Source organism: Streptomyces sp. NPDC031132 (genome assembly GCF_055570595.1).
In genome coordinates this window covers 34,061-59,541 of record NZ_JBVIGX010000020.1, presented here as the reverse complement: position 1 = coordinate 59,541, position 25,481 = coordinate 34,061, and the positions used below count along the sequence as shown (strand labels likewise).

At 70.5% G+C, this 25,481-nt stretch carries 23 protein-coding genes; 12 read left to right on the top strand and 11 right to left on the bottom strand.

Features of this window, described 5'->3' with window-relative positions:
* Positions 1 to 75 precede the first annotated feature (75 nt).
* Together ACZ49B_RS26020 and ACZ49B_RS26015 are read left to right on the top strand one after the other, a co-directional pair.
* A complete protein-coding gene (locus ACZ49B_RS26020; RefSeq protein WP_468310297.1) occupies positions 76 to 2,547 on the top strand; it encodes a SpoIIE family protein phosphatase in 2,472 nt (823 codons plus the stop codon).
* Between the two features lie 906 nt (positions 2,548 to 3,453).
* The gene (locus tag ACZ49B_RS26015) at positions 3,454 to 3,978 is read left to right on the top strand and encodes a GtrA domain-containing protein (RefSeq protein ID WP_468310294.1); all 525 of its coding nucleotides are present in this window, start codon (positions 3,454 to 3,456) and stop codon (positions 3,976 to 3,978) included.
* Positions 3,979 to 4,029: 51 nt separating this feature from the next.
* Here the strand turns inward: ACZ49B_RS26015 and ACZ49B_RS26010 are convergent, their stop codons facing one another.
* Complete coding sequence (locus tag ACZ49B_RS26010; RefSeq protein WP_468310291.1) at positions 4,030 to 4,542, bottom strand: hypothetical protein; 513 nt, start codon at positions 4,540 to 4,542, stop codon at positions 4,030 to 4,032.
* Between the two features lie 345 nt (positions 4,543 to 4,887).
* On the opposite strand from ACZ49B_RS26010, the gene ACZ49B_RS26005 reads away from it, so the two are divergent.
* Positions 4,888 to 5,583, top strand: a complete 696-nt coding sequence (locus tag ACZ49B_RS26005; RefSeq protein ID WP_468310289.1) for a DUF1062 domain-containing protein — start codon at positions 4,888 to 4,890, stop codon at positions 5,581 to 5,583.
* Between the two features lie 129 nt (positions 5,584 to 5,712).
* Here the strand turns inward: ACZ49B_RS26005 and ACZ49B_RS26000 are convergent, their stop codons facing one another.
* From ACZ49B_RS26000 to ACZ49B_RS25975, 6 genes are all read right to left on the bottom strand, one after another.
* Positions 5,713 to 6,834, bottom strand: coding sequence for a nucleotide disphospho-sugar-binding domain-containing protein (locus ACZ49B_RS26000; RefSeq protein ID WP_468310287.1), 1,122 nt, complete (start codon positions 6,832 to 6,834; stop codon positions 5,713 to 5,715).
* Between the two features lie 177 nt (positions 6,835 to 7,011).
* Positions 7,012 to 7,272, bottom strand: a complete 261-nt coding sequence (locus ACZ49B_RS25995) for a helix-turn-helix domain-containing protein (RefSeq protein WP_468310284.1) — start codon at positions 7,270 to 7,272, stop codon at positions 7,012 to 7,014.
* A gap of 463 nt (positions 7,273 to 7,735) precedes the next feature.
* A complete protein-coding gene (locus ACZ49B_RS25990) occupies positions 7,736 to 8,062 on the bottom strand; it encodes a hypothetical protein (RefSeq protein WP_468310281.1) in 327 nt (108 codons plus the stop codon).
* Between the two features lie 126 nt (positions 8,063 to 8,188).
* The gene (locus tag ACZ49B_RS25985; protein ID WP_468310279.1) at positions 8,189 to 10,258 is read right to left on the bottom strand and encodes a phosphocholine-specific phospholipase C; all 2,070 of its coding nucleotides are present in this window, start codon (positions 10,256 to 10,258) and stop codon (positions 8,189 to 8,191) included.
* 356 nt (positions 10,259 to 10,614) lie between these two features.
* On the bottom strand, positions 10,615 to 10,818 hold the full coding sequence (locus ACZ49B_RS25980; RefSeq protein ID WP_030299749.1) for a cold-shock protein: 204 nt from the start codon (positions 10,816 to 10,818) through the stop codon (positions 10,615 to 10,617).
* A 382-nt stretch (positions 10,819 to 11,200) separates the two neighbouring features.
* Entirely contained in the window at positions 11,201 to 12,040 is an 840-nt protein-coding gene (locus ACZ49B_RS25975; RefSeq protein WP_468310276.1) for a class II glutamine amidotransferase, read from the bottom strand.
* Positions 12,041 to 12,320: 280 nt separating this feature from the next.
* Between ACZ49B_RS25975 and ACZ49B_RS25970 the strand changes: the two genes are divergently transcribed.
* The gene (locus ACZ49B_RS25970; RefSeq protein WP_468310274.1) at positions 12,321 to 13,289 is read left to right on the top strand and encodes a hypothetical protein; all 969 of its coding nucleotides are present in this window, start codon (positions 12,321 to 12,323) and stop codon (positions 13,287 to 13,289) included.
* 29 nt (positions 13,290 to 13,318) lie between these two features.
* On the opposite strand, the gene ACZ49B_RS25965 is transcribed toward ACZ49B_RS25970, so the two are convergent.
* Complete coding sequence (locus ACZ49B_RS25965; RefSeq protein ID WP_468310271.1) at positions 13,319 to 13,462, bottom strand: hypothetical protein; 144 nt, start codon at positions 13,460 to 13,462, stop codon at positions 13,319 to 13,321.
* Positions 13,463 to 13,722: 260 nt separating this feature from the next.
* Between ACZ49B_RS25965 and ACZ49B_RS25960 the strand changes: the two genes are divergently transcribed.
* The 3 genes from ACZ49B_RS25960 to ACZ49B_RS25950 all read left to right on the top strand — a co-directional run bounded on the left by ACZ49B_RS25960 (position 13,723) and on the right by ACZ49B_RS25950 (position 16,700).
* On the top strand, positions 13,723 to 14,307 hold the full coding sequence (locus ACZ49B_RS25960) for a TetR/AcrR family transcriptional regulator (RefSeq protein ID WP_468310268.1): 585 nt from the start codon (positions 13,723 to 13,725) through the stop codon (positions 14,305 to 14,307).
* 183 nt (positions 14,308 to 14,490) lie between these two features.
* Positions 14,491 to 15,873: an MFS transporter gene (locus tag ACZ49B_RS25955; RefSeq protein WP_468310471.1), complete on the top strand. Its 1,383-nt coding sequence runs from the start codon at positions 14,491 to 14,493 to the stop codon at positions 15,871 to 15,873.
* Between the two features lie 68 nt (positions 15,874 to 15,941).
* On the top strand, positions 15,942 to 16,700 hold the full coding sequence (locus ACZ49B_RS25950) for an SDR family NAD(P)-dependent oxidoreductase (RefSeq protein ID WP_468310266.1): 759 nt from the start codon (positions 15,942 to 15,944) through the stop codon (positions 16,698 to 16,700).
* 87 nt (positions 16,701 to 16,787) lie between these two features.
* On the opposite strand, the gene ACZ49B_RS25945 is transcribed toward ACZ49B_RS25950, so the two are convergent.
* A complete protein-coding gene (locus ACZ49B_RS25945; RefSeq protein WP_468310468.1) occupies positions 16,788 to 17,330 on the bottom strand; it encodes a heme-binding beta-barrel domain-containing protein in 543 nt (180 codons plus the stop codon).
* Positions 17,331 to 17,657: 327 nt separating this feature from the next.
* On the opposite strand from ACZ49B_RS25945, the gene ACZ49B_RS25940 reads away from it, so the two are divergent.
* Entirely contained in the window at positions 17,658 to 19,223 is a 1,566-nt protein-coding gene (locus ACZ49B_RS25940) for an MFS transporter (protein WP_468310465.1), read from the top strand.
* A gap of 31 nt (positions 19,224 to 19,254) precedes the next feature.
* On the opposite strand, the gene ACZ49B_RS25935 is transcribed toward ACZ49B_RS25940, so the two are convergent.
* Together ACZ49B_RS25935 and ACZ49B_RS25930 are read right to left on the bottom strand one after the other, a co-directional pair.
* Positions 19,255 to 19,917: a hypothetical protein gene (locus ACZ49B_RS25935; RefSeq protein ID WP_468310263.1), complete on the bottom strand. Its 663-nt coding sequence runs from the start codon at positions 19,915 to 19,917 to the stop codon at positions 19,255 to 19,257.
* A gap of 38 nt (positions 19,918 to 19,955) precedes the next feature.
* Complete coding sequence (locus ACZ49B_RS25930; protein WP_468310262.1) at positions 19,956 to 20,234, bottom strand: hypothetical protein; 279 nt, start codon at positions 20,232 to 20,234, stop codon at positions 19,956 to 19,958.
* Positions 20,235 to 20,567: 333 nt separating this feature from the next.
* On the opposite strand from ACZ49B_RS25930, the gene ACZ49B_RS25925 reads away from it, so the two are divergent.
* The 4 genes from ACZ49B_RS25925 to ACZ49B_RS25910 all read left to right on the top strand — a co-directional run bounded on the left by ACZ49B_RS25925 (position 20,568) and on the right by ACZ49B_RS25910 (position 25,373).
* Complete coding sequence (locus ACZ49B_RS25925) at positions 20,568 to 21,890, top strand: APC family permease (protein ID WP_468310259.1); 1,323 nt, start codon at positions 20,568 to 20,570, stop codon at positions 21,888 to 21,890.
* Positions 21,891 to 22,115: 225 nt separating this feature from the next.
* The gene (locus ACZ49B_RS25920) at positions 22,116 to 22,793 is read left to right on the top strand and encodes a macro domain-containing protein (protein ID WP_468310257.1); all 678 of its coding nucleotides are present in this window, start codon (positions 22,116 to 22,118) and stop codon (positions 22,791 to 22,793) included.
* 73 nt (positions 22,794 to 22,866) lie between these two features.
* Positions 22,867 to 24,486, top strand: a complete 1,620-nt coding sequence (locus tag ACZ49B_RS25915) for an ADP-ribosyltransferase domain-containing protein (RefSeq protein ID WP_468310254.1) — start codon at positions 22,867 to 22,869, stop codon at positions 24,484 to 24,486.
* A 224-nt stretch (positions 24,487 to 24,710) separates the two neighbouring features.
* On the top strand, positions 24,711 to 25,373 hold the full coding sequence (locus tag ACZ49B_RS25910; RefSeq protein WP_468310252.1) for a hypothetical protein: 663 nt from the start codon (positions 24,711 to 24,713) through the stop codon (positions 25,371 to 25,373).
* Positions 25,374 to 25,481: the final 108 nt, after the last annotated feature.

Here is a 25,481-nt window from a genome sequence, read left to right as displayed (position 1 = left end):
GGCGTCGGGCGCGACAGCATGGAGGGAGAGAGGGTGGTCGACCGTGGCGGCCCTCGCAGGAAGGCGTTACAGACCGTGACCAGGCAGCGCTTTGCGTTCTGCGGGGCTGAGCTGGCCGCTGTCTACGTGCTCGCCGACGGACGCCAGGAACTCCATCTGGCCGAGATGACCGGAAACCGGGCCCTGCTGTACGGCCTGCCGGCGGTCCTCTCCGTGGACGGGCACTCCCCCGCCGCCGAGGCCTACCGCTCGGGCCGCCCGCTGTGGCTGAACCCGAAGGAGCTCGCCGCGTACGTGGAGGAGGACCCGCACCACTTTCCCGGCCGGGTGCGGGACGACTCCGTCAAGGCATCTCCGGCCAGGCTCTCGCTCGGCGCCCTGCCGCTCGGACACGGCTCCAAGGAGCTGGGCTGTCTGGTCGTCGCCGGCGATGTCCCCGACGGGTTCAGCAACGACCGACAGAGCCTGCTGGAGCTGTACGCCGACCAGGTCGCCGCCGGACTCGCGTCCGTGGCCGCCCACGCGCCCGGGCGCCCGGCGCCGCGCCCCCTTCGGGGACACACGCTGGTGCCGCTCCGGGGCGGCGCGTTCATCCTGGAACTCGGCACCGGCCGCATGGAGGCGCACGCGCGCGTGCTGGAACTGCTCGGCATCCCGCCCGACCAGTTCGACGGCAACGTGGAGACGCTGCTCGCGAGTGCCGTACCGGACGACGTCCCTGCGCTGATGGCCGTCGTGGAGCCCGACAGGCTGGCGTCGGGTCCGCAACAGCTGGCGTTCCGCATCCGCCGACCGGGGGGTGAACTGCGCTGGCTGGGCCTGCGGTGCCGGGTGATCACGGACGACGACGGCACCCCTGTACGGGTGCTCGGCGTGGTGGCCGACGCCTCGTACCTGCGGCCCAGCGCCGACGAAGTCTCCATCGTGCAGCGGCTGTCCGCCAAGCTGGCCGGTGCGTCGACCATCAGGGACGTCAGTCAAATGGTCGTCAACTCGCTGCGCGGCCCATTGGACGCGAGCCGGGTGGCGGTCGCCGAGGTGGAGGGCGACCGGCTCGTGTTCACCGTCCTCGACCCTCCGGAGCCGCAGGCGTGGCCGGGTATGTGGCGTTCGGAATGGCGGTCCGAGTGGCCGGACGCCTCGATGCACGACGTGCCGACGCTGCAGAGCGTACTGCGGGAGGGCCATGTGAGCCTGTGGCCGCCGGGTGCGGACCTCGAACCGGCGCTCGCGGGGATCGGGCCCGGCGGGCTCGCGGTCCTGCCACTGCCGGCGGACGGCCGGATGGTCGGGGTCTGCCTCGTGGGATGGGACGGCGAGCACCGCTTCGGGCCGGAGGAGCGGTCGCTGCTGACCGCCACCGCGGGGCTGGTGGGACAGGCCCTCACGCGCGCGCACGCGCTGGACGCCGGCCATGAACTCGCCACCATGCTGCAGCGCAGCCTGCTGCCGCGCAAACTCCCTTCGCTGCCCGGTGGGGTGGCCGTCGCCCGCTATCTGCCGGCGACCGTGGGGCTCGAGGTGGGCGGCGACTGGTACGACGTCATCCCGCTCGGCGACGGCCACGTGGCGCTCGTCATCGGCGACGTGCAGGGGCACAGCGCCGGGGCCGCGACCATCATGGGTCAGATGCGGACGGCCGTGAGGGCCTACGCCGTCGAGCGCCACCCGCCCGATGTGGTCATCGCCCGCGCCAACCGGCTGCTGGTCGGCATGGAGACGGACCTGTTCGCCACCTGTCTGTACGTGGACCTGGACATGGAGGAGGGCATCGCCTGGTTCGTCCGCGCCGGTCACCCGCAGCCGATCCTGCGCCATCCGGACGGCAGAACCGCGGAGTTGGCGGTCGAAGGCGGACCTCCCCTGGGAGTGGTCACGGACACCGCGTTCCCCATGACGGAAGTCGGCCTGGTCCCGGGGGCCGTGCTCGCGCTGCTGACGGACGGCATGGTCGAGTCCTCCAACGTCCGTCTGGAGGACGGCATGCGCCGGGTGTGCGAGGCCCTGGCCACGGCGGACCCGGCCGACCCGGGGATGGTCGCCGACGAACTGCTCGCAGGGGTCAACCGGCGGGACGACGACGTGGCGCTGCTGCTCCTGCGCTATGACGGCACCCGCGCCAGGCCGATGCGGACGAACTGGACCGTCTGGCGGCTCCCCAACGCCGTCCAGCACGCGCGCCGTTTCGCCGCGCGTACGTTGCGTTCGTGGGGCGTGGAGGAGGAACTCGACGTCGCTCTGCTGGTCGTCTCCGAGCTGGTCACCAATGCCATCGCCCACACGCAGGGAGAGGTGCAGCTGGATCTGACGCTGTCCGCGGACCGGCTGCGGATCGCCGTGAACGACACCTCGCCCCGCAGCCCGGTCAAGCCGGCGAACGTGGACTGGTCGGCGACCGGTGGCCGCGGAATCCTCATCGTCGAGGCGACGACGGCATCGTGGGGCTCGGTACCGCTCAGCGGCGGCAAACAGGTGTGGGCGGAGGTCCCCCTGTCCACCGCGCGAGCGACTCCCCCAACGCGCGCAGCGACTCCGCCCGTGGTCTGACGGGTCCGTGTCTCGTGCCCACTTGCGCCCAATTGGGCGAAAAAGTTGATGAAACGCTGCTCGTCGTGCCTCGGGACACGCCATGGTCTCTACGGAGAAGACGGCTCGAGGAGAGGGATGAGACATTGCATTTCAGGCGTACCGGAACGGTCCTGGGCGCAGCCGCGCTGAGCATGCTGGCGATGCCGGCCAACGCTCACGCTGCGGCAATCGCTTGCGGCGGGGGTACATCTACCGGCCGCGTAGTCGTCAATGGCTGCATCAGTGCCCAGCGGGGATCTGCCGGCCGGTTCCCCACTCGGGACATCACGGCGCACATCAAGGCGCGCAACACCGGCACAAGGGGAGTGAACGTCTCCTATGAGGCGTTTTTCCGCGTCGTCGACGGTGGTCACTGGGAGAAGGTGGGCAGCGGTCGGGCCTACGTCCGGGCCGGCGAGTCCATCGGCCCCGTCGAAGTGGGAAGCACGACCCGGGTATGCGGCCCCGTGAAGGTCGAGATCCGGGTACACGCCCGGGCCGACGGGGCAGCCTGGAGCGGCTGGTCTCCCGCAGCTACGAAGCAGTGCCAAACCTGAGAGCCAGGATGCTGGGTGGCCCCGGCGGGTGCCGGGGCCCGTCGGCTGTCACGGCTGCGTGCACCCACGACTGAACGGCCGGGGAGGCGCGCCTAGCGTTCACCATCAATCCATTGCAACAAGCCGAGTGCCCCTTGTTGCGTTACCATTAAAGCAGTTGCAACGATTTCTCGACTCTGACCTGCAACTATGCCGATTCCACGCAACAATCCCGTTGCTCGAAACGTGAATGCAACGTAGCGTTTCTTGCATGAGAAACAGCGGACCGAAGGCCTCGCAGGCCGGGAGGTGCGCGTTTCGCAAAGGGAGCGAGCGAAGGGGTCGGATCATGGAGACAGCGCAGCGTCAGCAGCAGGCAGCACCCGGCGCCGTCACCGCCTTCGCCCGCTTCGTGCTGTGTGGCGGCGGAGTGGGGCTCGCCTCCAGCTTCGCCGTGGCGGCCCTCGCCGTCTGGATTCCTTGGGGCCTGGCCAACGCCCTGATCACGGCGGCTTCCACACTCCTCACCACCGAGCTGCACGCCCGCTTCTCCTTCGGCGCAGGCGGGCGCGCTACCTGGCGCCAGCATGCCCAGTCGGCCGGGTCCGCGGCGGCCGCGTACGCGGTGACCTGCGGGGCGATGCTTGTCCTGCACCAACTCGCGGCGGCACCCGGCGCGGTGCTCGAGCAGGTCGTCTACCTGTCCGCCTCCGCCATGGCCGGTGTCGCGCGGTTCGCGGTGCTGCGCCTCGTCGTCTTCGCACGGAACCGCTCGCAGGCCGCGGCCACGGTCCGCACCGCCCGTCCCGTACGCGCGACCGCGCCCCGCGCAGCAGCACCGGCCGGCGCAGCCGAACTCTGCCGCGCCGCCTGACCGGCCCGCCGGCGCCATGCCTCGCGGGCCTGGCCACGTAGGGGCCCGCCGTCACGCCCCGCCGGCCATGCCTGAGGGAGGCAGTGCCGTGAGGGGGTCCTCGGCATGGTGGAGGACGTGCTCGAGCGCACTCTCATAGGCGGGTCTGGGGAAGACGAACGGTCCGATGGCGAGGTCGCCCCAGGCCGGGCGATGGGGTTGGTGGAAGGCGGACCATGTGACGGTCTCGGGGGTGGCGGTGATGCGGGTGAACAGGGGCCAGCAACTCCATATGCCACAGGGGCAGCCCAGCACCACGGTTGCGTCCGTCGGCGCGTGCCGTAGCTCCGGGGCGGCGTCGCCTAGGAAGTGGAGCGCTGGGTCACGAAGGTCGGACTCCGACATTCCGGCGTATTGGTGGAACAGGAAGTCCTCCGTGTCCTCCGGCGTCCTCTCGTAGTGCCTCATCTCTTGCAGCCACAGGGGGCGGGTGGCATGTGCGGCGTGGACGCGCGCGTCGGCCCCGTCGACGCGGATGCCCCACAGGCGGGCGGACGCGTAGGTGAAGAACTCGATGTGCTGCATGGGAAGCATCTTGTGGGATCACTGCCGGAAGCTTGCGCCCAGGGTGGGCTGCGGTGACCGTCCCGCAACGCCTCACGGCGTCGCCGAGGAAGTGGAGCACCGGGTCACCGCCCGCCGGTGGTGCGCGGAAAATGAGTTGCCTGCGGGCCGTGGCTTCGATCACGCTCGTCCGCATGGACCTGTAACGGCTGCCACGTAGCAAAAGCCAACCTGCCGCGCGATCGACCTCGGAGCCTGACGAATCCGCCCCGAGGCGATGACTCGCGCCCTCGTGTGCATCCGTCAGATCCAGGAGCCGCGGCCTGGCCTGCGAGCTCCTGCTGAGTCCTGAAAGCAACCACATCCATGAATACCGACCGCAAGGCCCTGTGGACCGTGCGTCAGTCCGCCCTGCCCCACGTCATACGACCCTGCCCGGACTGCTCCGGCTCGCGTCACCGTCCCTCGGGCAAGATCCGCGTCAACGCGAACGGCAAGCTCCTCGACGTCTGGCTCCTCCTGAACTGTGCAGCGTGCGACCGGACCTCGAAGGTGCCCGTCCACGAACGCGTCCACGTCTCGTCGCTGGACCCCGTCCGCCTGGTGGCGTACGAGAACAATGACCCGGCCGTGGTACGGGAACTGACGATGAGTGCGTCGCTCGCCGCGAAGAACGGATACCGCCTCGACTGGACCGGTACCTGGGCGCTGGAGACCCGCACGCCCCTCTACGCACTCGACGACCCGACACCGCTCAGGGTGCTGGTCAGCTTCGAACTGCCCGCGCCGGTCCGCGTCGAACGACTGCTCGTTCGCGGGCTCGGTCTCAGCCGCACTGAGGTACGGCGCATGGTCGGGGGCGGACGCATCCATCTGCCGCTGGCTCTGAACGCCAAGAGGCACCAGGACTTCGAGCTCACCATCCACGGACCCGGTTCCGTCGACACCGCGAAACACTCGAGGCTCCTCGGCGCTCCGAACGGCGTTCGGACCGACCTGAGCCACATCGGGTTGCACGACACGCCGCGGCAATCGTCGCGCGGGGCGACGGCGGGAGCGTAAGCGAGGGACAGCGGGGCCTCCTGGACGGCATGTTGGCCGACGGCCATCGAGCTGCCGGGAGGCCCTGCTCTGCGCGGCACCCGCCCCTCCTTCGGGAGGTGGGGCGGGTGCCGCATCCGTCCGCCAGGCCTACGAGGCGGCCAGGGCCTCCAGGGCGGGGACCGTTTCGGCCGGGCTCGGCAGGGCGGCGTTCTCCGCCCGGAGGCGGGCGGCGGCCTCCTGCAGGGCCGGGTCGGTGATCAGGCGGGTGAGGAGCGGGGCGTCGACGTCGTCAGAGGCGGAGCGCAGGGCGGCGCCGGTCGCGGTGAGGGCGTCGGCGTTGGTGAAGTGGTCGGCGCCCTGCGGGAGCAGGAGCTGGGGCACACCGGCCTGCAGGGCGGTGAGCAGGGTGCCGGAGCCGCCGTGGTGGATCAGCGCGTCGGAGGCGGTCAGCAGCTCGGCAAGCGGAACCCAGGGCAGCGGACGGACGTTGTCCGGGAGGGTACCGAGCGGGGCGAGGTCGGCGTCGCCGACGGCGAGCAGGAATTCGGCGTCCACGGAGGCGGCGGCCTCGATCAGGCGCACGATGGCGCGGACGCCGTCCATCTCGGTGAGGACGGTGCCCAGGGTGACGGCGACGCGCGGGCGCGCGCCGCGGCGGAGCAGCTCGGCGGGGACGGTGCCGCCGCCGTTGTAGGGGATGTAGCGCATCCGCAGGCCGCCCGGGTCGCCGCCGAGCGAGGCGGGGACGATGTTCAGCGCGGTGGGCTCGGCGGGGCCGGGCACCTTGTACGTCTCGTACGCCTCGGTGAAGTTGGCGGCGAGCCGGCCGACCATGTCGAGGCCGGAGGTGACGCCGAAGTTCTGGATCACCGACGGGATCTTGAGCTTGGCCGCGACCAGCGGGGCGGAGGCCTGGAAGGAGTCGTAGACCAGCAAGTCGGCGCCCCAGCTGTCGGCGGTCTCCAGCAGGCCGTCCACGGTGGGGCGGGAGATCATCGCGAACCCACGGGCCGCCCTGTCGAAAATCTCGTCCGGGGTCATGTCGGTGGCGACGTAGCGCACCTCCTCCCCGGTGGACTGCTCGAACACGTCCCGGATGGTACGGCCGTCGCCGATCTCGACGATCGGAAAACCTGCCTCGCGGAGCCGGTTCAGCGGCTGCGAGCTCGCGAACAGCACCTCGTGGCTGGCGGCGCGCAGCGCCTGCGCCGTCGGGATCATCGGGAAGAGGTGGCCGGCCGCGGCCGGTCCGGTGAAGAGTATGCGCACGGTTTCTCCTTGCCAGTGGTCTACCGGTCCAGGACGAGTCGTGCGGGCTCGTCCCGATTCGCTTCAGTGAACTGACGGGAAGGCACGCCGAGTTCCCCTATGAGCATCGATAATCGGACATTCTGAAACGCGTCCTCCGGACTCATGTGGCGGGATCCGATGCCGTTCGCGGCACTTTCACAGCGGCACCTCGTCGTCGCGCGGCCGCCCTGCGGCGAGGGCCAGCCCGGCTCGCGTCGGCCCGGCGGCGCCGGCGAGGTCGATGGCGAGCGCCTTGCCGAGCTGTTCGATCCGGCGGGCGACGCGGCCGTGGTGCGGGTGGAGCAGGTCGGCGGCCCGGCGCAGGGACCCGGCGGCGCAATAGGCGTCCAGCGTGTCCAGGTCCTCGGGGTTGGCTGCCACGCGGGCGAGCACGGCGCCGTCCGGGTTCTCGCGCAAAGCCGCCCGGGGTACCTCCGCCAGGAGCGCCGGCGCGCCCAAGTCGGCGTAGGGGACGACGGGTTCGCGGGGCGTGGCGAAGCGCAGGGCGGTACGGGCCTCCCGCCACGACCGGCCGGGGGCCCTCGGCGGAGCCGACCCCCGCGCGCACGCCCGCCGGAAGCCGGTCCGGATCGACGGCGGCGGCCGGCACCACCCCCACGCCGCCGATCTGCGCCGCCTTCACCGGGCGGCCCGGGCAGACGAGGCCGCCCACCCGGTCGAGCGGCAGCCGTGGCGACCGTACGGCGAGCACACGACCGGCAGACCGGCGGCGAAACCCAGGAGCAGCAGCGCCCGGGCCGTGGCCGCCCCGTACCCCGTAGCAGAGGGCTCGACCGGTACCGGCGCACGGGAGCGCGGCCGCTGCGCGCCGGAGGCCGGGACCAGGGGGGCGTCGCGCCGACAGGGGGTTGACGTGCTGTCAGAACTGTCGGCGCCGGTCTTCCACTGTCCAGCCGTCACCCAGCTCACGGCGGAGAACCTCCAGCGCGGCGTCCGCCTGCCGTGTGAACAGCTCCTGTTGTTCTTTGGGCCACGGGCATGGATTCGGCGGGTACTCCCAGTCGAGCGACGAGTAGTACCAATCGGCCAGTCTCGCCAGTTCGGCCTGGATGTCCGCACTGATGGGCAACCGCTCCAGCTCGCAGGGGTATCCGTACGGACTGTCGAGATCGGGATCACCGGGCGGACCTGGCCACAGCGGGGTGTGGACGCCGTGTTCGAAGAAGAACCGCAGGTAGTAGGACACGCTGCACCCTCTCACAGCACCTACCTGAGCCTCGCCGGTGCCGCGGGACCAGGCGGCAGGGCAGCGCTCGGCGGGCAGGCCTCGAGCGGCCCGCTCCGCGGAGGTTTCCGCGGAGCGGGGATCGGGTCAGGAGGACTGGTCCGTCAGGATCGCCGGGTCCGAGAGGCCGGCCGCGCCGGTTTCGACCTTGCCGGCGAAGCGGCGGCGGAAGTCCGGGGCTTCGGATGCGGTGACCGTGACGTCGTACCAGCGTCGCGTGTTCTTCAGGGGCACGCTGTACGTGATGGTCGCGCCCTTGGCGACCGTGAGGCGCTTCGGCCCGCCGCCGTACGCGTTGGTGACCGTGAGCGTCGCGGTCGACGCTCCGGCGTTGGTGAGGGTGAGGTCCAGGTTCCCCGTGGAGGCGTTGTGGCGGGCGGTGACCTCGGGGCCGGGGGTGGCGCCCGGATTGCGGAAGCCGCGCAGGAAGCCGTTGGGGCCGTGGACGGTCAGGTCGGTGACACCGGCCGAGTAGCGGGTGTTCCAGGCGTCCGCGATCGACTTGCCGGCCTCGGTGGTGTAGGTCCAGGGGGCGTCGGTCCGGTTGCCCGAGGTGACGTAGAACTGCGCACCGAGGTCCGGGCCGCCGCTGAACGTCAGCCGGAACGTGCCCTCGTCGGTGAGTGCGGTTCCGTCCACGTACGGGGCGTACTTCAGCGGACGCGTGGGGCACAGGCCCTTCTCCTGGCGCGGCATGGTCGCCACGGCCGGCGGGGTGGCCCGGAAGTCGGGGTGGCGCTCGCGGTCCTGCGGCTCCCAGCGGCCGGTGTCGGGCAGCCGGACCGTGCCGGTGTCCGTACGGGCGAAGTCGAAGGCGGAGGTCAGGTCACCGCAGACGGCGCGGCGCCAGGGCGAGATGTTGGGCTCCTGCACACCGAACCGCTTCTCCATGAAACGGATGACGGAGGTGTGGTCGAAGGTCTCGGAGCAGGAGTAGCCGCCGGTGCTCCACGGCGAGACCACGAGCATCGGCACGCGCGGGCCCAGACCGTACGGGCCGGCGACGTAGCCGGCCTTGCCGGGGAAGACGTCGAGCGCGGTCGGCACGGTCGACAGGCCCTGATTGGCGTCCGCGGGGGCGTACGGCGGGACGACGTGGTCGAAGAACCCGTCGTTCTCGTCGTAGGTGATGAACAGAGCGGTACGGGCCCACACGTCGGGGTTGGAGGTGAGCGCGTCCAGCACCTGCGCGATGTACCAGGCGCCGAAGTTGGCCGGCCAGTTCGAGTGCTCGCTGAACGCCTCGGGGGCGGCGATCCAGGAGACCTGGGGCAGGGTGCCGGCGGCGACGTCGGCGCGCAGCTTGTCGAAGTAGCCCTCGCCGGTCCTGGCGTCGGTGCCGGTGCGGGCCTTGTCGTACAGCGGGTTGCCGGGCTGGGCGCCCCGGTAGTTGTTGAAGTAGAGCAGCGAGTTGTCGCCGTAGTTTCCGCGGAAGGCGTCGTTGATCCAGCCCCAGGAACCGGCGGCGTCGAGGCCGTTGCCGATGTCCTGGTAGACCTTCCAGGAGACGCCGGCCGCCTCGAGGCGCTCGGGGTAGGTGGTCCAGCCGTAGCCGGCCTCGGCGTTGTTGAGCACCGGGCCGCCGCCCTTGCCGTCGTTGCCGGTGTGGCCCGACCAGAGGTAGTAGCGGTTGGGGTCGGTCGAGCCGATGAACGAGCAGTGGTAGGCGTCGCAGAGGGTGAACGCGTCGGCGAGGGCGTAGTGGAACGGGATGTCCTCGCGCGTCAGGTGGGCCATGGTGGCCGGCGTCTTGGCGGGCACCCAGTTGTCGTACTTGCCCTTGTTGAAGGCGCTCTGGCCGCCCGCCCAGTCGTGGTTGAGGCCCTGCAGGTACTCCATGCCGAGGTCGTCGGACGGCGGCCGGAACGGCAGCGTCTCCTTGCCCGCCTTGTCGGTCTGGTGCCATACGGACTTGCCGCTGGGCAGGGTCACCGGGCGCGGGTCGCCGAAGCCGCGGACGCCGCGCAGCGCACCGAAGTAGTGGTCGAAGGAACGATTCTCCTGCATCAGGACCACGATGTGCTCGACGTCGGCGAGGGTGCCGGTCGTCCCCTGCGCGGGGATGGAGGCGGCGCGCGCGATGCTCTCGTTGAGCATGGTCAGGGCGGCGGCGCCGCCGGTGAGCTGGAGGAAGCGGCGGCGGTTCAGTTCTGCCATGGCGAGAGGGACCTCTGCTTCGGTCGAGAAGTGCTTGAGCGCCCCCAGGACATCGTGCACGGGGTACCGGAGAGGGAGCCTGGCGTGACGGCGGCGAATACACCAGGCGAACGGCAGTCGGATTCCGCAGGAGTTCGGCCATTCCCGGTCACCGAGGGGTAAGGCGTCTCGACGGGTGGCGCGCCTCGCCGGCCGCCGTCACGGTCGACGGCCGGGACACGGACACCGGCGGTCGTGCGGCGCTCGGGGCGCCGATGGGACACATGACCGGCCTGCACGATCCGCGCCCCCACCCCTGAAACCGGCCCGCCCCCGGAGCTCGTGCTCCGGGGGCGGGTGGAAGCGGGCTACGCGGATCAGGCGGCGGTGATGTTCTCCGCCTGCGGGCCCTTCTGGCCCTGCGTGATGTCGAAGGTCACGGCCTGGCCTTCCTGGAGCTCACGGTAGCCGCTGGAGTTGATGTTGGAGTAGTGAGCGAAGACGTCGGGACCGCCGCCGTCCTGCGCGATGAAACCGAAGCCCTTTTCGGAGTTGAACCACTTCACGGTTCCGCTTGCCATGGTCTTGCCCTCTCAGTCGATGTCGGGTCCGCACCGCGCGGCCCCGGAGGTGATCGCCCTGGTCCGGCACTGCACAGCAAAACGCCCACGCCAGGGCGCGGGCAGGGACTGCGAACCACGACAGCTGCCGATGACGCTACACGCAGGAGCGCCCCGTCACCAGAGAGCGACGATCACTGTTTGTCGGGAACGGTCACATCGGCCCTCCAGAAGTCCCGGACCGGGCCCCCGGCGCCGACGCAACCGGACAGATCGGGCGATCGTCTTCCACGTCCACATCGACGAGCGCGGCACCTCGGTGCCTCGGCATCACGCGTCACGCACACACGTGTCCGTCTGAAGGGATCGATCTGACGGGGCGATCGCCATGGCGGGCGGCGCCTCACATGGGCTCGGGGGCGAACGGGCGGAGGTCGTCCGCTCCCGCCCGCACCACTCCGTAGCTGTGTTCGGGTACTTCGTTCCATGCCCCCGGGAGGTCGCCCAGCGGCTCGGACACGATGAGGCGGGTCTCGTCCGACAAGCCGCGCAGGAGGGGCATGTCGGGGTGCAGCGCGCGCAGCGATTCGACCTTGGTGCTGTAGAAGAGCGACCGGGCGATGCCCTCGCTGGCGTAGCGGAAGGCCCAGACCGCCGTGCCGTCGGTCACGGCGACCGTCATCTGCAGGGGCGCAGCGATGCCGTGTGCGTGGCCGACGCGCTCCACCAGGCCCGCCATCCGGGCCACGGCGCCCGGGGGGTCGGCGTCCAGGCCGAAGGTCAGCGCGAGGAAGAACATCACCTCGGAGTCCGTGGACCCCTCGAGGTCGGCATACAGGTCGGGGTCCACGGCCATGCAGAGTTCCCTGCGCAGCGTGTGGAATTGGGCGATGGAGCCGTTGTGCATCCACATCCAGCGGCCATGGCGGAAGGGGTGACAGTTCGTCTGCTGCACCGGCGTGCCCGTCGAGGCGCGTATGTGTGCAAAGAGCAGTCCGGATCTGACGTGCTGGGCGATCTCACGCAGGTTGCGGTTGCTCCACACCGGCCCGACGTCGCGTACCACCGCGGGGACGGGGTTGCTCGAGTTCTCCGCGTACCAGCCGATGCCGAATCCGTCGCCATTGGTCGTCTCGACGCCGAGACGGGAATGGAGACCCTGATCGATCAGGGAGTGTGCGGGCTGGTACAGGATCGTTTCAAGGACGAGCGGGGTTCCCGAATACGCGAGCCACCGGCACATGATTGATCCCCTTCCCGGGTGAGCGCCTGCAGGAAGTCACGAATTCTGCCGAGCACGCGGTCTACGACCTGCCCCTGACCGGCCCGACGGCTGTCAGGGCCGCCAAGGGCCCGAGGGTCTTCAAGTCTCAGTCTCGATCACTTCGAGCATACGAGCCTCCGTGGTCCGCCGCACCACTGATGCTGCCGACGGCAGCCCGCAACCCCCATTGGTACGATTTATTCAATATTGCGAGGTTTTTGGAGGTCTCGTGGTGCGCGCCTCCGTATCCGTCCGCCGAATGCCCGCCACTGCGCTCGTCCCGGTCGTCTGTGGGGCATGTCTGATCCTGCTGCCGCCGCCCGGTCCGGCGCAGGCGTTCTCCGGCGCCAATCACGAGAAGATCACTCGCGCCGCCTTGAAGTGGGAGGCCCGGTCGTTGACGGCGATGGCCGACGCGCGCGACGGGGCGATCGTGGCCGACGACCAAGGCGACTACTTCAAGCTCGGGACCCTGCACTGTGACAACGCGGACTACCTCGCCCCGCGATTCGCGTCCGCGTACCCCCGGACCCGCGACGAGGCGAACACCGAACTGCTCGCCTGTATCCGTGGCTCCGTCGCCCGCCTGCGGGCTGCCGTCCGCTACGCCGACGGGCTGGTCGACTCCCAGGGCAGGGTCATCGCCCGCCAGAGCGACCTGAGCTCTCCCTGCACGTGGAACGAGAGGGCGGGACGAGCCAAGTGCAAGGTCCTGGAACAGCTCGGCCGCGGCTGGCACCCGATCGAGGACTTCTACTCGCACAGCAATTGGTCCGACAAGGCCGACGCCGGTCCGATCGGCACGGCCAATCCCCCCGGACTGAACCGCACCGACACCGCGCCGTTCCTCGACGTCCGCCGCTACAGCTCCATGAACGATGCCGACTGGACCGAGGAAGCCGCCGGCCTGATCCCCGAGGACCTGGCCACCGGCTGCTACCCGGATTTCGAGTCGACCGGCATCAAGCCCACCGACTGCGCCGGACGCATCGAGCACAACCGCGCTATGAACAAGGACACCGAAGCCGCCCGACGTTCGAGCAACGGCAACTTCCAGCGAGCCACCGAGCTTGCCACCCAGGACATCGCCCGCCAGTGGAAGGACTTCACGGCAGAGCTCGTCGCGACCTACCCCGACAACAGGCGCGGCGAGCAGATGATCTGCGCGCTCACCCACGACGCTCCTGCGGTCAGCTGTCCCGACCAGCCCCGGGCGGAGAAGGGATGAGCGCCCCCTCCCGGGGCTGACGGACCCGGTCAGCCGTGCCACACCCCAATCGCGGCGGCGGCCCGGACGTAGTCGGTGAAGTCGCGGGGTTCGCGGCCGAGAGCCCGCTGAACGCCGTCGGCGAGTCGGGCGAAACGCCCCTCGCCGACCCAGCCGCAGAGCATGTTCAGCAACGCGATGAACCCGTCCGGCAGGCCCTTCCGTTCGGCGCGGGCCGCGAAGTCGGCCGGGGAGACGGGACGGTAGGGTGACGTCCCGGCCGGCGGCCCGGGCGATCTCGTCGGTCACGGGGTCCAGGCTCAGCAGGCGCGGTCCGGACACCTACCGCGCAGCTGCCGTCACGAAGCCCTGACCGCAGCCGCGCACAGCTGCGCCAGGTGTCTCGCACTCGAAATCTTGACCAGTCGTTCCAGATAACCCTATGATCTTGTTCGTGGCCAGGACCAAGGAATTCGATCCGGACGCCGCGCTCCAGTCGGCCCTCGAGCTGTTCTGGCGACGCGGCTACGAAGCGACGTCGGTGGCGGACCTCGTCGAGCACCTCGGCATCGGCCGGGCGAGCATCTACGCGACGTTCGGCAGCAAGCACGAGCTCTACCTCAAGGCGCTGGACCGGTACGCACAGTCCGTCGACCCACGGCTCTTCGCCGACCTGTCCGGGCCGGGACCGGCTCTGCCGGCGGTACGGGCGGTGGTACGCCGCTTCGCCGCCGAGGCCGCCTCGCCGCAAGACCGGCTGAACGGCTGCTTCGTCACCAACACCGCCGCCGAACTGGGCGCTCACGACTCCGTGGCGGCCCGCCGGGTCGAGTCGAGCTGGGACCGACTGGAGACGCTGCTGCACTCGGCACTCGTACGGGCCCAGGCGCAGGGTGAACTGCCGCCGGAGCGCGATCCGCGCGCGCTGGCGCGGATGCTGCTGGTCCTGCTACAGGGGGTACGGGTCGTCGGGAAGGCCTCGGCGGACTCCGCCCGCGTACGGGACGCGGCCGAGCAGGCGCTGTCCCTGCTGGACTGAACCCGACCGAACTGATCCGAACCGATCCGAACTGACCGCGAGCGCTCGCGGAGGAGCCGCTCGGCTCCCTTCCGCATGCCCGAATAATAGACCGATCGTTCTCATATCAAGGGGGGGAAGGACATGGGGAGGAGTACGACCTCCACCGGAACCATCACGACCGGCACACCCGCCGCCACGCCCATGGCACCCGCCGCCGCGCCCGCTTCCACGGGAGCCGCAGGCGGCCGCGCCGCCTTCGCGCTGCTCGGCAGCATCCAGATCACGCTCATCTACACCCTCGCCGCAACCACCGTCCCACTCCCCCGCATCGCCCGCGACTTCGACCTCCAGCGCGCCGACCTGATCCTGCTGAGCGCCGCCTACGGCCTGACCTTCGCCGGGCTGCTGCTCCTGGGCGGGCGCGTCGCCGACCGGTACGGCGGGCGGTGCGCCCTCACCGCGGGCCTCGCGCTGTTCGCCGCGGCCTCCCTCGTGGCCCCCTTCGCCCCCGACGGCCCGGCCCTGCTGGCCGCCCGCTTCGCGCAGGGCGCCGGCGCCGCGCTCGTCGCCCCCGCCGCCATGGCGGTCCTACGCGCCCTGTTCCCCTCCCCCCACGCCTACGGCCGGGCCATGGCCACCTGGGGCGGGCTCTCGGTCCTCGGCGCGACCGCCGGCAACCTGCTCTCCGGTGTCGTCTCCGCCCTGCTGTCCTGGCGTTGGGCCCTCGCCGTACCCCTGGTGGTGGCCCTGGCCGCCCTGTTCCTCGCGCCTCGGCTGCTGCCGGGCACCGTGCCGAGCCGCGGCAGGAGCCTGGACCTGCCCGGAGCCCTGCTCGCCACCGCCGGGATCAGCCTGGTCGGTTACGGCCTCGTCGCCACCGACGCCCACCCCTGGACCTCGGCCGCGGTCCTCGCGCCGCTGTCCACCGGAGCCGCCCTGCTCGCCGCGTTCCCCTGCGCCGAGCGCCGCGCCCGCGACCCGCTCCTGCCGCCCCGCTTCCTCCTCGACCGGCGCCGGGCGGCGGCCCTCACTGCCGTCGCGCTCACCGCCTGCGGGACCGCGAGCACCTTCGTCCTGCTCTCCCTCCACTTCCAGCAGGCCCGTGACTGGTCACCGCTGCGCACCTCCGCCGCCTTCGTCCCCTTCGCCGTCACCCTGATCGGCTGCGGCCGCGCGGTCAGGCCCCTGACGGCCCGTCACGGCGCCCGCGCCGTCACCGCCGGGGGACTGGCCACCGGCGCGGCCGGGCTCGGACTGCTCTCCCTCACCGGCCTCGACGCCGGCACCCCGTACGCGCTCGGCCTGCTGCCCGGCCTCGTCCTGCTCGCGGCGGGCGGCGCCGCCTCCTTCGCCGGGGCAGCCGTACTGGCCACCGAGGGAGTGCCCGCGCGGGACGCCGGCCTGGCCGGCGGCGTACTGAACACCGCGATGGAGTTCGGCCCGACCGTCCTGTTCGCCCTCCTGCTCACCCTCGGCGACGACTCCGCCTCGCTCGCCGCGACGGCCGCCGCGTTCGCCGCCGTGGCCCTCATCCACCTCGGAGACCGCGGACACCGCGGACACCGCCGTCACGCCCGGGCGTGAGGGCAGCATCCCCCACAGCAGTCCCCACGCCCCTCTCCCACTGACACCCCTACAAGGAGCCACTGCAGATGAACCGCTTCACCAACTCGTCCGTCCTCGTCACCGGCGCCGGATCCGGCCTCGGCCGGGCCGTCGCCCTCGCCTTCGCCGCCGAAGGCGCCCGTGTGGTCGCAGCGGGCCGGACCGCATCCTCCCTCGACGAGACCGTGCGCCTCGTCCGGGCGGTCGGCGGCACGGCCGAGGCGGTCACCGCCGATGTCACCCAGTCCGCCCAACTGGCCGCACTCGTACGGGAGACCGTCGCACTGTTCGGCACGCTCGACATCGCCGTCAACAACGCGGGGATATTCCGCGGCACCGTGCCGGCCGGCGACATCGCCGAGGAGGACTGGGACGCGGTCCTGCGGACCAACGTCACCGGCGTCTATCTGGCCATGAAGCACGAGATCGCGCACATGCGGGAGAACGGCGGCGGCGCCATCGTCAACATCTCCTCGAACCTGGGCGCCCACTCCCGCATCCCGAACGCCGCCGCGTACATCACCTCCAAGGCCGCCGTCTCCGCGCTGACCCGGGCGGCCGCCCTGGACCACGTCCGCGACGGCGTACGCATCAACGCGGTCAGCCCGGGAATCTCCGCCGCGCCCATGTCCCTGCGGCCGGGCGAGACGGAGGCCGACCGCGCAGAGCGGGTCAAGGACGAGAACCCGCTCGGCCGCGTCGCCGAAGCCGAGGAAGTCGCGGCCGCGGTCCTCTACCTCGCCTCCTCCGCGGCGGGTTCCGTGGTCGGCCACGACCTGGTCGTCGACAGCGGCTCCTCCGCCTGACCCTCCGGCCCCGGCCCGGCCCGTCCCGCGTCCGTCCCGGCGCTGCCCGGTCGGCGCGGGGCCGGTTTCCGCCCGTCTCCCGGGCCGTCAGGAAGAGCGGCGCCGCAGCCGCGTGGTCAGGTGGTGCTGGAGCGGCTGCCCCACGGCCGCCATGTCGTGCACCACCGTCAGCAGGTCGCCGTCGAGGCTGTAGCGGCGCCGCGTCCCGGTGACCTCCTTGGCCAACGGGGTCAGCGCCACGTCCTTCGTTCCGATCTCGATCTCCGTACCGGCCACCGTGCCGACATACGTCTCCACGATCCCGGTGGCGTGGGCGAGGACGACCTCCAGGTCCGCGTCCGGCGTCACCCGCCACCAGCCGGCCTCCCGTCCGGCAGGCCGGACGGGAGCCCCTGACTCGTCGACGAGCCAGGCCCGTGCTTCGTAGCGCAGGAAGGGGCGCCCGTCGTGGCTGAAGACGACCTCCTGCTCGTAGCGGAAATCCCGTTCCAGCGTGGGGTACTGGCCCTGGCCCCGGCCGTGCCAGCGCCCCACAAGCCCCAGCACCGGCTGCAACAGAGGGTGCGGCTCGGGGCCTTCGCCGAGGGTGTGGGTGTCGGGGTACGGATTCTCCTGCACCGGATCGAACATGGTCACCTTGTCTGTGTCGGCGAAACGGAGGCGGCGCACAGCCCGGGCCGTCGATCACGGATCCTGCTCACCCGGCTCCCGCCGGGACACGCCCCGGGGCCGTCGCCGCCCGGCACCATACCCCGCTGCGTACGAGCCTCTCGCGCCCCCACCGGCGTGCGGACCTGCTCTCCGGCGGGGAGGATGAAGGGTGTGAAGGACCGAGCGAGCGCCGCCGGGGGCTCCTCCCATGGTGCTCCGGGCGGAAACGGTGGGCAAGACGGGACCACGCCGTGGCTGTCCGGCCGGCAAGACGTCGCCACGAACCAGAAGCTCGCCCTCGCGGCCATGGTCTTCGCCGTCGCGATGATCTTCGTGGACCAGACGATCGTCAGCATCGCCGCCCCCAGCATCATCGAGGAACTCGGCCTCACGTCCTCCGGAATGCAGCGGGTGGTCAACGCGTATCTGCTCGCGCTCGCCGCGTGCTTCGCGCTCGGCGGGCGTCTCGCGGACGTCTTCGGGCACCGCCGGATCGTGGTGGTGGGCACGGTCGTGTTCGTCGTCTCATCCGTGCTCTGCGGCTCGGTGCCGACCGGAGACTTCGCCGAGAGCTGGCTCATCATCTTCCGTGCCACCCAGGGGCTGGGCGCGGCGCTGGTGTTCCCCGCCGCCCTCGCCGTCGTCGTTTCCGTCGTCCCCGTCGACAAACGGGGCCGGGCGCTGGCCCTGTTCTTCGTCCTCGCCGGCTCGCTCACCGCTCTCGGACCGCTGCTCGGCGGCTGGCTGACGTCCTGGACCTGGCGGGCCATCTTCTGGATCAACGTCCCCGTGGCCGTCGTCGCACTCGTCCTGATCGCCCTCGCCCGCATCCCCGACGCCCGGCGGCGTGAACGACTCGACGTGCCGGGCGCCGTGCTCGTCGCCACCGGTATGGGGCTCAGCGTCCTCGGCATCCAGCAGTCATCCGTCTGGGGCTGGACCAGCCCCGCCACCTGGGCGTGCATCCTCGGCGGGCTCCTCGTCCTCACGATCTTCTGTTGGTACGAGATGCATACCGACGAGCCGCTCATCAAGCTGCGCATCTTCCGCGACCGCGCGTTCGCGGCCGACACTCTGGTGCTCTTCTTCTCGATGCTGGCGTTCATCCCCGTCTTGTACTTCGCCTCGGTGTACGCGCAGGTCTCGCTCAGCTCGTCGCCCCACCAGGCAGCGCTCTACGTGCTGTACTTCTTCGCCGGTTTCGGCCTTTCGGCCCAGTGGGGCGGCAGGATCCTCGACAAGCACGGCGCCCGGCCCACGATGAAGCTCGGCACGGCGCTCGCCTGTGCGGGATTCGCCCTGTGGGCGGCGAAACTGACGGACCTGTCGGCCCACGACCAGTGGCCCTACGCCTGCCTCGCCGGAGCCGGCATGGGCCTCGTGCTCTCCCCGGCCTCCACCGACGCCGTGAACCGGGCGATCGACGCCTCGTACGGCGAGGTCACCGGTGTCACCCAGACCGTACGCAACTACGCGGGGGCCCTCGGCATGGCGGTGTTCGGCACGGTCCTCACCCATGTCACGACCAGCCGGGTCGCGCAGACGCTCACCGCGAAGGGCCTGCCGGAGAGGGACGTCCAGGGGGCGGCCCGCAACATCGCGGAAGCGGTCACCGGTCACCCGGACGACCGCAGTCCCACCGACGGCGGGCCGACCTCCACGCTGATGCGGAGCGCCTTCCAGGCCGTCCACATGGACTTCGCCGAGGCCAACCAGTGGGTGTTCTACGGCATGTCCGTCGCACTGGGCGTGGCGTGCCTCTGCACACTGCTGCACCCGGGGACGCGGGTGACGGGCGAGATCACGGAGGCGGAGGACGCGGAGGACGCGGAGGACGCGGAGGAGACCGTGCCGGGGCGCACGCGCCCCTGACTGTCCCGGATGCCGGCCGCGGGCATACCGCTCATCGGCCGCCGCTGTGGGCTGCCCGCCGCGCGAAGAACAGGATGAACCCCCCGGTGAAGATGATCCACACCACGCTGGGCCAGGCGGCGATCCGCTCGAACAGCCCTTGAACCCCGGGGTCCGGTCTCAGCGCCGTGAGCGTTGCCGAGACCATGGACGTCACCCCGCAGGCGATGCCGGCGGCCCCCCAGTACGGCCGATGCGCGAGCCGGAGCATGCTTCCCAGGAGCAGTACGCCCACGGCCCCGCAGAAGAAGCACGTTCCGGCGGACAGGAGATGCACGGCCGGACGGAGGTTGTAGGGATTGAAGCCGGTGGACACGAGTCCCAGTCCGCTGACGGCCAACACGCCGAACGCGAGGTTCCTGAGACGGCCTGACGGAAAGATCACCATGTTGAGCACCGCGCCCAAGGTGAGGCACGACCCTCCGACGATCCAGGCGATGTCGGCGGCTTCGTGCCAGGGAGAGCAGAAGCGGAACCCCCCGATGAGACCGCATCGCGTAACTCCGAGCGCCGAGATGATGTGCTCTTCCAGGTTCCGACTCGAGGCATGGGGAAGGACGATCAGATTGTTCACCACGAAGATCTGGATCAATGATGCCCAGAGGAAACCCCCGGCCGTGAGCCTCCTCGAAGCCCTGAAGGTGAGTTCGCGCATGCCGCCATGTGGTGCGAACGCTCCGACGCGGCCGGCATTCACCCGTCGAGCAGCCCGGCTGGGCGGGGCTTTCCGTGGCCGCTGTGCGATGGAGCGTTGACGGCGTAGGCGCGCGGGCCGTCCGGGGTGACCGCCACTCCGGAGGGTCCGTTGCCGACGTTCGCGGTGGCGGTGATCCTGTTGGGGTCGTCGTTGACCAGCGGCACGGCCAGGCTCGCCGTCCAGACCCGCGCCGGCGTCCAACGTACACGCCCGGCCCCGTGTCTGCGTCCCGCGTGCCGCTGCTCCGACACCCGTGATACTGCGATACCCGACACCCACGACCTCCTGTAGCGCAGTACACCGAAACGCGTCACCATGCTCCGGATGAAATCGGCGACCGTAGCCCGGTCAGGGACGTCCGAGACCACCCCGGCGCTGGTGTCTTTCGTCGGCAGACGCTAATGCCGTATTCATTCCGTGGCCGTCGGCGCCCACGGACGAGGGCCGTACGAGCGAACGGAATACCCCCAGCCGGCCCCCTTGGGTTCCGGCGCGCCCCATGCGATGTGCGAAGGGAAAGCGATTGACTCACTCCGCAGGGCCCCCTCCGTAGCCGTCGGGTGGCGGCACGACTGTCGGCTCTCGTTTCCGACATCCCGAGGTGTCTGATGCCTGAAACTGTCAACGCCGCCCCGCGACCGAGCATGACGCCCACCGATGTCGCGATCATGGTGGTCGGCATCGTCCTCGGCATCGGCATCTTCAAGACGCCGTCGCTGGTCGCGAAATACTCGAGCGACGAGACGGTGTTCGTGTTGCTTTGGCTGCTCGGCGGACTGATCACGGTGGTCGGCTCGGTTTGCTATGCCGAGCTGGGCAGTGCGCGCCCCGACTCGGGTGGCGAATACGCGTTTTTGCGGGAAGCCTACGGGCCGAGAGTGGCGCTCCTCTTCGCCTGGGCGCGGTGCACGGTGATCCAGCCAGGCGCCATCGCCGCCGCAGCCTTCGTGATGGGCGACTATGCGAATGTGGTGTGGCCGCTCGGCGCGTTCGGCCCGGGCATCTACGCCCTTGTTGCGATCACCCTTTTCACCCTCGTCAACTACGTGGGAACCACGCCGGGGAAGCTGACCCAGAAGGTTGTCGAGGTCATCACCGTGCTCTCCATGCTCGGCCTCGTCATTGCCGCGTTCGTCGCGACGGTGCCGACACCTCGTGAGGGAACCCCGTACGACTCGTCCTTGGGCAGCATCGGTCTCGCGATGATGTTCATCCTCCTGACCTACGGCGGCTGGAACGAAGCCGCATACCTCTCAGGTGAGCTCGAGGATGCCAGGCGCACCATGGCCCGGGCCTTGGTCGTCGGCGTTCTGATCGTCATCGGGGTGTCCCTCGCGATCAATTTCGCCTATCTGCATGTGTTGGGGCTCGACGGCATCCGTGACAGCAACGCCGTCGGCGCCGCCATGATGCGCGTCGTCGCCGGTGACACCGGTGCGACGATCACGAGCGTCGTCGTGGTGCTCTCCACGCTGACGACGCTCAACGGCTTGATCATCACCGGGTCGCGCTCGTACTACGCCCTCGGCCGGGACGTGGCCGCATTCCGCTCGATCGGCACGTGGAAGGAGCAAGGCTCGACTCCTGGCAACGCGCTGGTGCTGCAGGGCGTGGTGTCGGCCGCACTCGTCGTCTTCGGAGCCGCCACGCGTGTCGGGTTCCAGGCGATGGTCGCCTATACCTCGCCGGTGTTCTGGTTCTTCATGCTGCTGGTCTCCCTCTCGATCTACGTCTTCCGCCGCCGCGAATCCGGCGGCGAGTCCCACTATCGCGTGCCGCTCTATCCGGTGACGCCGGCGATCCTTGCCCTCAGTTGCCTGTGGGTGCTCTGGTCCAGCCTGTTCTATGCCGGATGGGGATCGATCATCGGCGTCTCGGTGCTCCTTGCCGGCACGCCGTTGCTGTTCCTCACTCCCACGCGCTCGTATTGAGCTCGCAACTCCACTCCTCGCGGCCCGGTCCGCGTCCCCCACGCGCTGTGGCCGTTCTCGCCAGCGGGAGGCGGGTGGCGCGGTTACCCGCGACCACCACGCCGGAGCGGCGCCGGGGACAGCGCCGTGATGGGGCGTCATCGTCCCCTTGATGTAGGGGCGTTGTCAGTGGTGGCCGATAGCGTCGGGGGTGCTGGAAGAGCCGTTTCCCGACAGGAGTGGACGATGACCGAGAACCGTGTGGAGCCCGCGCTCAGGGTGGTGCTGACCGACGTCAACGAGCGTGTGGTGGAGGCGTGGCGAGCGGCGTTCGCGGACACCCCCGGGATCGAGATCCGCAGGGGTTCGATCCTCGACGAGGACGTCGACGCGTGGGTCACCCCGACCAACTCCCGGGGCCGGATGGACGGCGGGGTCGACGCCGTCATCAAGCGGCACCTCGGAGCCGGCATACAACTGCGTGTGCAGCGGGCGATCCGCGACCGGTTCGCCGGGACCCTCCCGGTGGGCAGTGCCGTCTGCGTTCCCTCCGGTTCGACCGTCCCGCGGTACCTGATATCGACTCCGACCATGGTGCAGTCCTCGCAGAACGTGAAGGACACGCTGAACGTGGCCCTGGCGTGCGCCGCCGCGTTCCAGGCCGTCCACCGGCAGAACCGGCAGGTGCCGGGCAGCATTCGCTCGGTGGCGCTGGTCGGCATGGGCGCACAGACCGGCCGGGTGCCGGCCCGGGTGTGCGCCAATCTGATGTGGACCGGCTTCACGCTCTTCCACGACCACTGGTTCGAGGACGACGACCAGCTGCGCACCACGATCACCGCACAGCTCGACGGCATCGAGAACGCGCCGGTCACGGAGCGGGTGCGCATCGTGCCGCCGAAAGGGCATTCCTTTCGCCGCTGAGCCCGTGCACACCGCCGGACAGCCTGCCGGCCACCTCCATCCCTCAGGTACGACAACCGGGAGCCCTTCCCCCATGACCGACGCCACCACCACACCGGCCCAGCCCGATGCCAACGACCCGCTGGGCCTCACCGAACTCTTCAAGGGTGGCGGTGAAGCCTGGCTTCCGTTGCTGAAGCCGGTCATCGAAGCGCAGCCGGATGCCGCCCGGTTCATCGGCCAGGGCCGCAGCCCGGAGGTCGTCCCGGTCCGTGAGCTGACCTTCCAGGCGCTCAAGCCGAACCCACTGCACAAGTGGAAGGTCGTCGTCTTCGGCCAAAACCCGTACCCCCGGCCGGAGAGCGCCACCGGGATAGCCATGTTCGACAACACCTTCAACGACTGGAAGGACAGCCAGTTCGGCAGGGTCGTCAGCATCCGCTGCATCATCAAAGCGGCCGCGATGTGGAAGTACGGCATCGCCAAGAAGACGCCCATAGCCGACGTCCGTGCCCTGTTGAAGGAACGGGACACGGTCCAGCCGCCGGAGTGGTTCCAGGCGATGCTCACGCAGGGCGTGCTGCTGCTGAACGCCTCGCTCACGGCCAGTGGCGACGGAGCGATGGGGGCCGACCAGCACACCGCCTTCTGGCGGCCCGTCGCCGAACGGATCGTCGAGGAGATCCTCAAGGCCAAACAGGACGCCGACGAGGAGGACCGCGGTGTCGTGTTCGCCTGGTGGGGGGCCCATGCCCGCAGCCTGAAGAAGGTCGTCCTGCGACTCCAGAAGAAGTACCCGGACGTCGAGGTCCGACACATCGATCACCCCAACCCGGCGGCCCAGGGCGACGTCTTCTGCGAGGGCGACCACTTCGCCACGGTGAACGCGGCCCTCGCGTCGCTGGGCGCGGAGGAGATCGACTGGCTGCCCAGCAAGGGGTGGAACGAGGGTGCGCAGGGGGTCGGCGGGGCGGACGGGGACGTCGCGGCACGCATGGGGGCCTTCATCGCGTCGACCATGGAATTGCACCAGCTGTACCTGGATCGGCTCACCGGCGTAAAGGACGAGGGGCTCGTCCTCCCGGCGATCACCGGTGTGTTCGACACCCCGCTGATGGACTTTCAGGATGCCGTCGCTCCGGTCGCCGAGGTGCTGTCCGGGCTCGGCCGGCAGATCGACCGGTCCCACGAGTTCGGCAAGCGGCGGGCGGACGAGACGGCGGGCAGCATGTCCGCCGGCGCCATCGCCGCGCTCTACCTCTACACCTGCGAGTCCGCCTTCTACCGCGAGATCAACGCCGTCCTCCGCTCCCCGGACCGGAGCAAGGTCGTGCCCTACCTCCCGTACCTGCGGCTGCTGTTCTCGGCGGTGTCGGGGCTGCCCGCCCACACCCGACCGCTCTGGCGCGGTGTGTCGCTGGACCTGCGGGCGCAGTATCCGGTCGGGGGGACGGTGACCTGGTGGGGCGTCTCCTCGTGCACCTCCGAGCTGAGCGTGGCCCGGTCCTTCCTGGGCAGCCGTGGCAAGCGGACGCTGTTCGAGGTGACGCCCGCCCGCGCTGTGGGGATCCGGAGCTTCTCCGCGTTCACCGGTGAAGAGGAATACATCCTCGCGCCGGGCACCCAGCTCAAGGTGACGGACGTGAAGACCGAGCGCGGCGGCCTGTGCACGATCAAGCTGACCGAAGAGGAGGCTGCCCCACTCGTCTCCTGACCGCCGTCCCGGGGCCGCGGCGCTGCCCGGTTCGGTGGGGCCGGATCCGCTCGTAGGGCAGTGGCGCAACCGTACCCGCGGCGGCAGGGGGCCGCGGGCGGTCCACCCGAACGGCGGTGCGGAGCGTGGGGGCCGGCACCGGGGATGCAAGGCTGGAGGGGAGGCCCCCGGCCGAGGCCGGGTCGGACGAGGAGGCGTTGCCGGTGCCTGGTGCGGATTCCCTGGTGTCTTTCGCGCCGTTCTTCGTGCCCGTGATCACCGGGTTGGTGGGCGGGATCAGCCTCGTCCTCAGGGACCGCCGCCAGACACGGAGCGCCGACCACCACTACCGCAGGAGGCTGGAGAAGGCGCAGATGGAGGTCCAGTTCATCACCAGCTGGATCGAGGCCAAGAAGCTGGCGCCGACCGAGGCCCCGGACCCGGAGCCGGGGCTCTGGCTCGACGCCTGCTACGCGTCGGTGCGCAGCTTCGAGGAGGCGGCGCGCCGCCACCGGGGAGGGCCGGGGAGGCTGCGCCGTCTGCTCCTGCTGCGTACGCTGCACGGCGGCCTGGCGAACACGATGCGGGCCCTGTACTGGCTGGCCCTCCTCGCGTTCAACGCGGCCCTCGCATGGTGGGTGAGCATGATCGTCGACGGTCCTCCCGCCTTCTTCGGGACGGACGCAGCAGCACAGTCCGATGGCGTCGACTCGGTCCTCGGAGTGGCGGGCTGTTTCCTGCTGGCGGCGGTCGTCCTGTGGGCGTGGACGGTGCATCTGGACGCGTCGGAGCCGGAAGAGGGATACCGCTCGCGGATCGACTCCGCCGCCTGGACGGCGCGGGAGGACGAGCGGCGGCGTGCCGCGGCCGGGAAGGCGGACGAGGGACCGGGCGGGGCTGCCGGATGACTTGCGCTGTGGTCGTCGCGCGCAGGCTGTGGTTCCCGTGCCGGGCTTGATGCGGGCCGGCCGGCTGCAGCCCGGGGCGGGCGACCGGCGCCGCGCAACAGGGCGGTG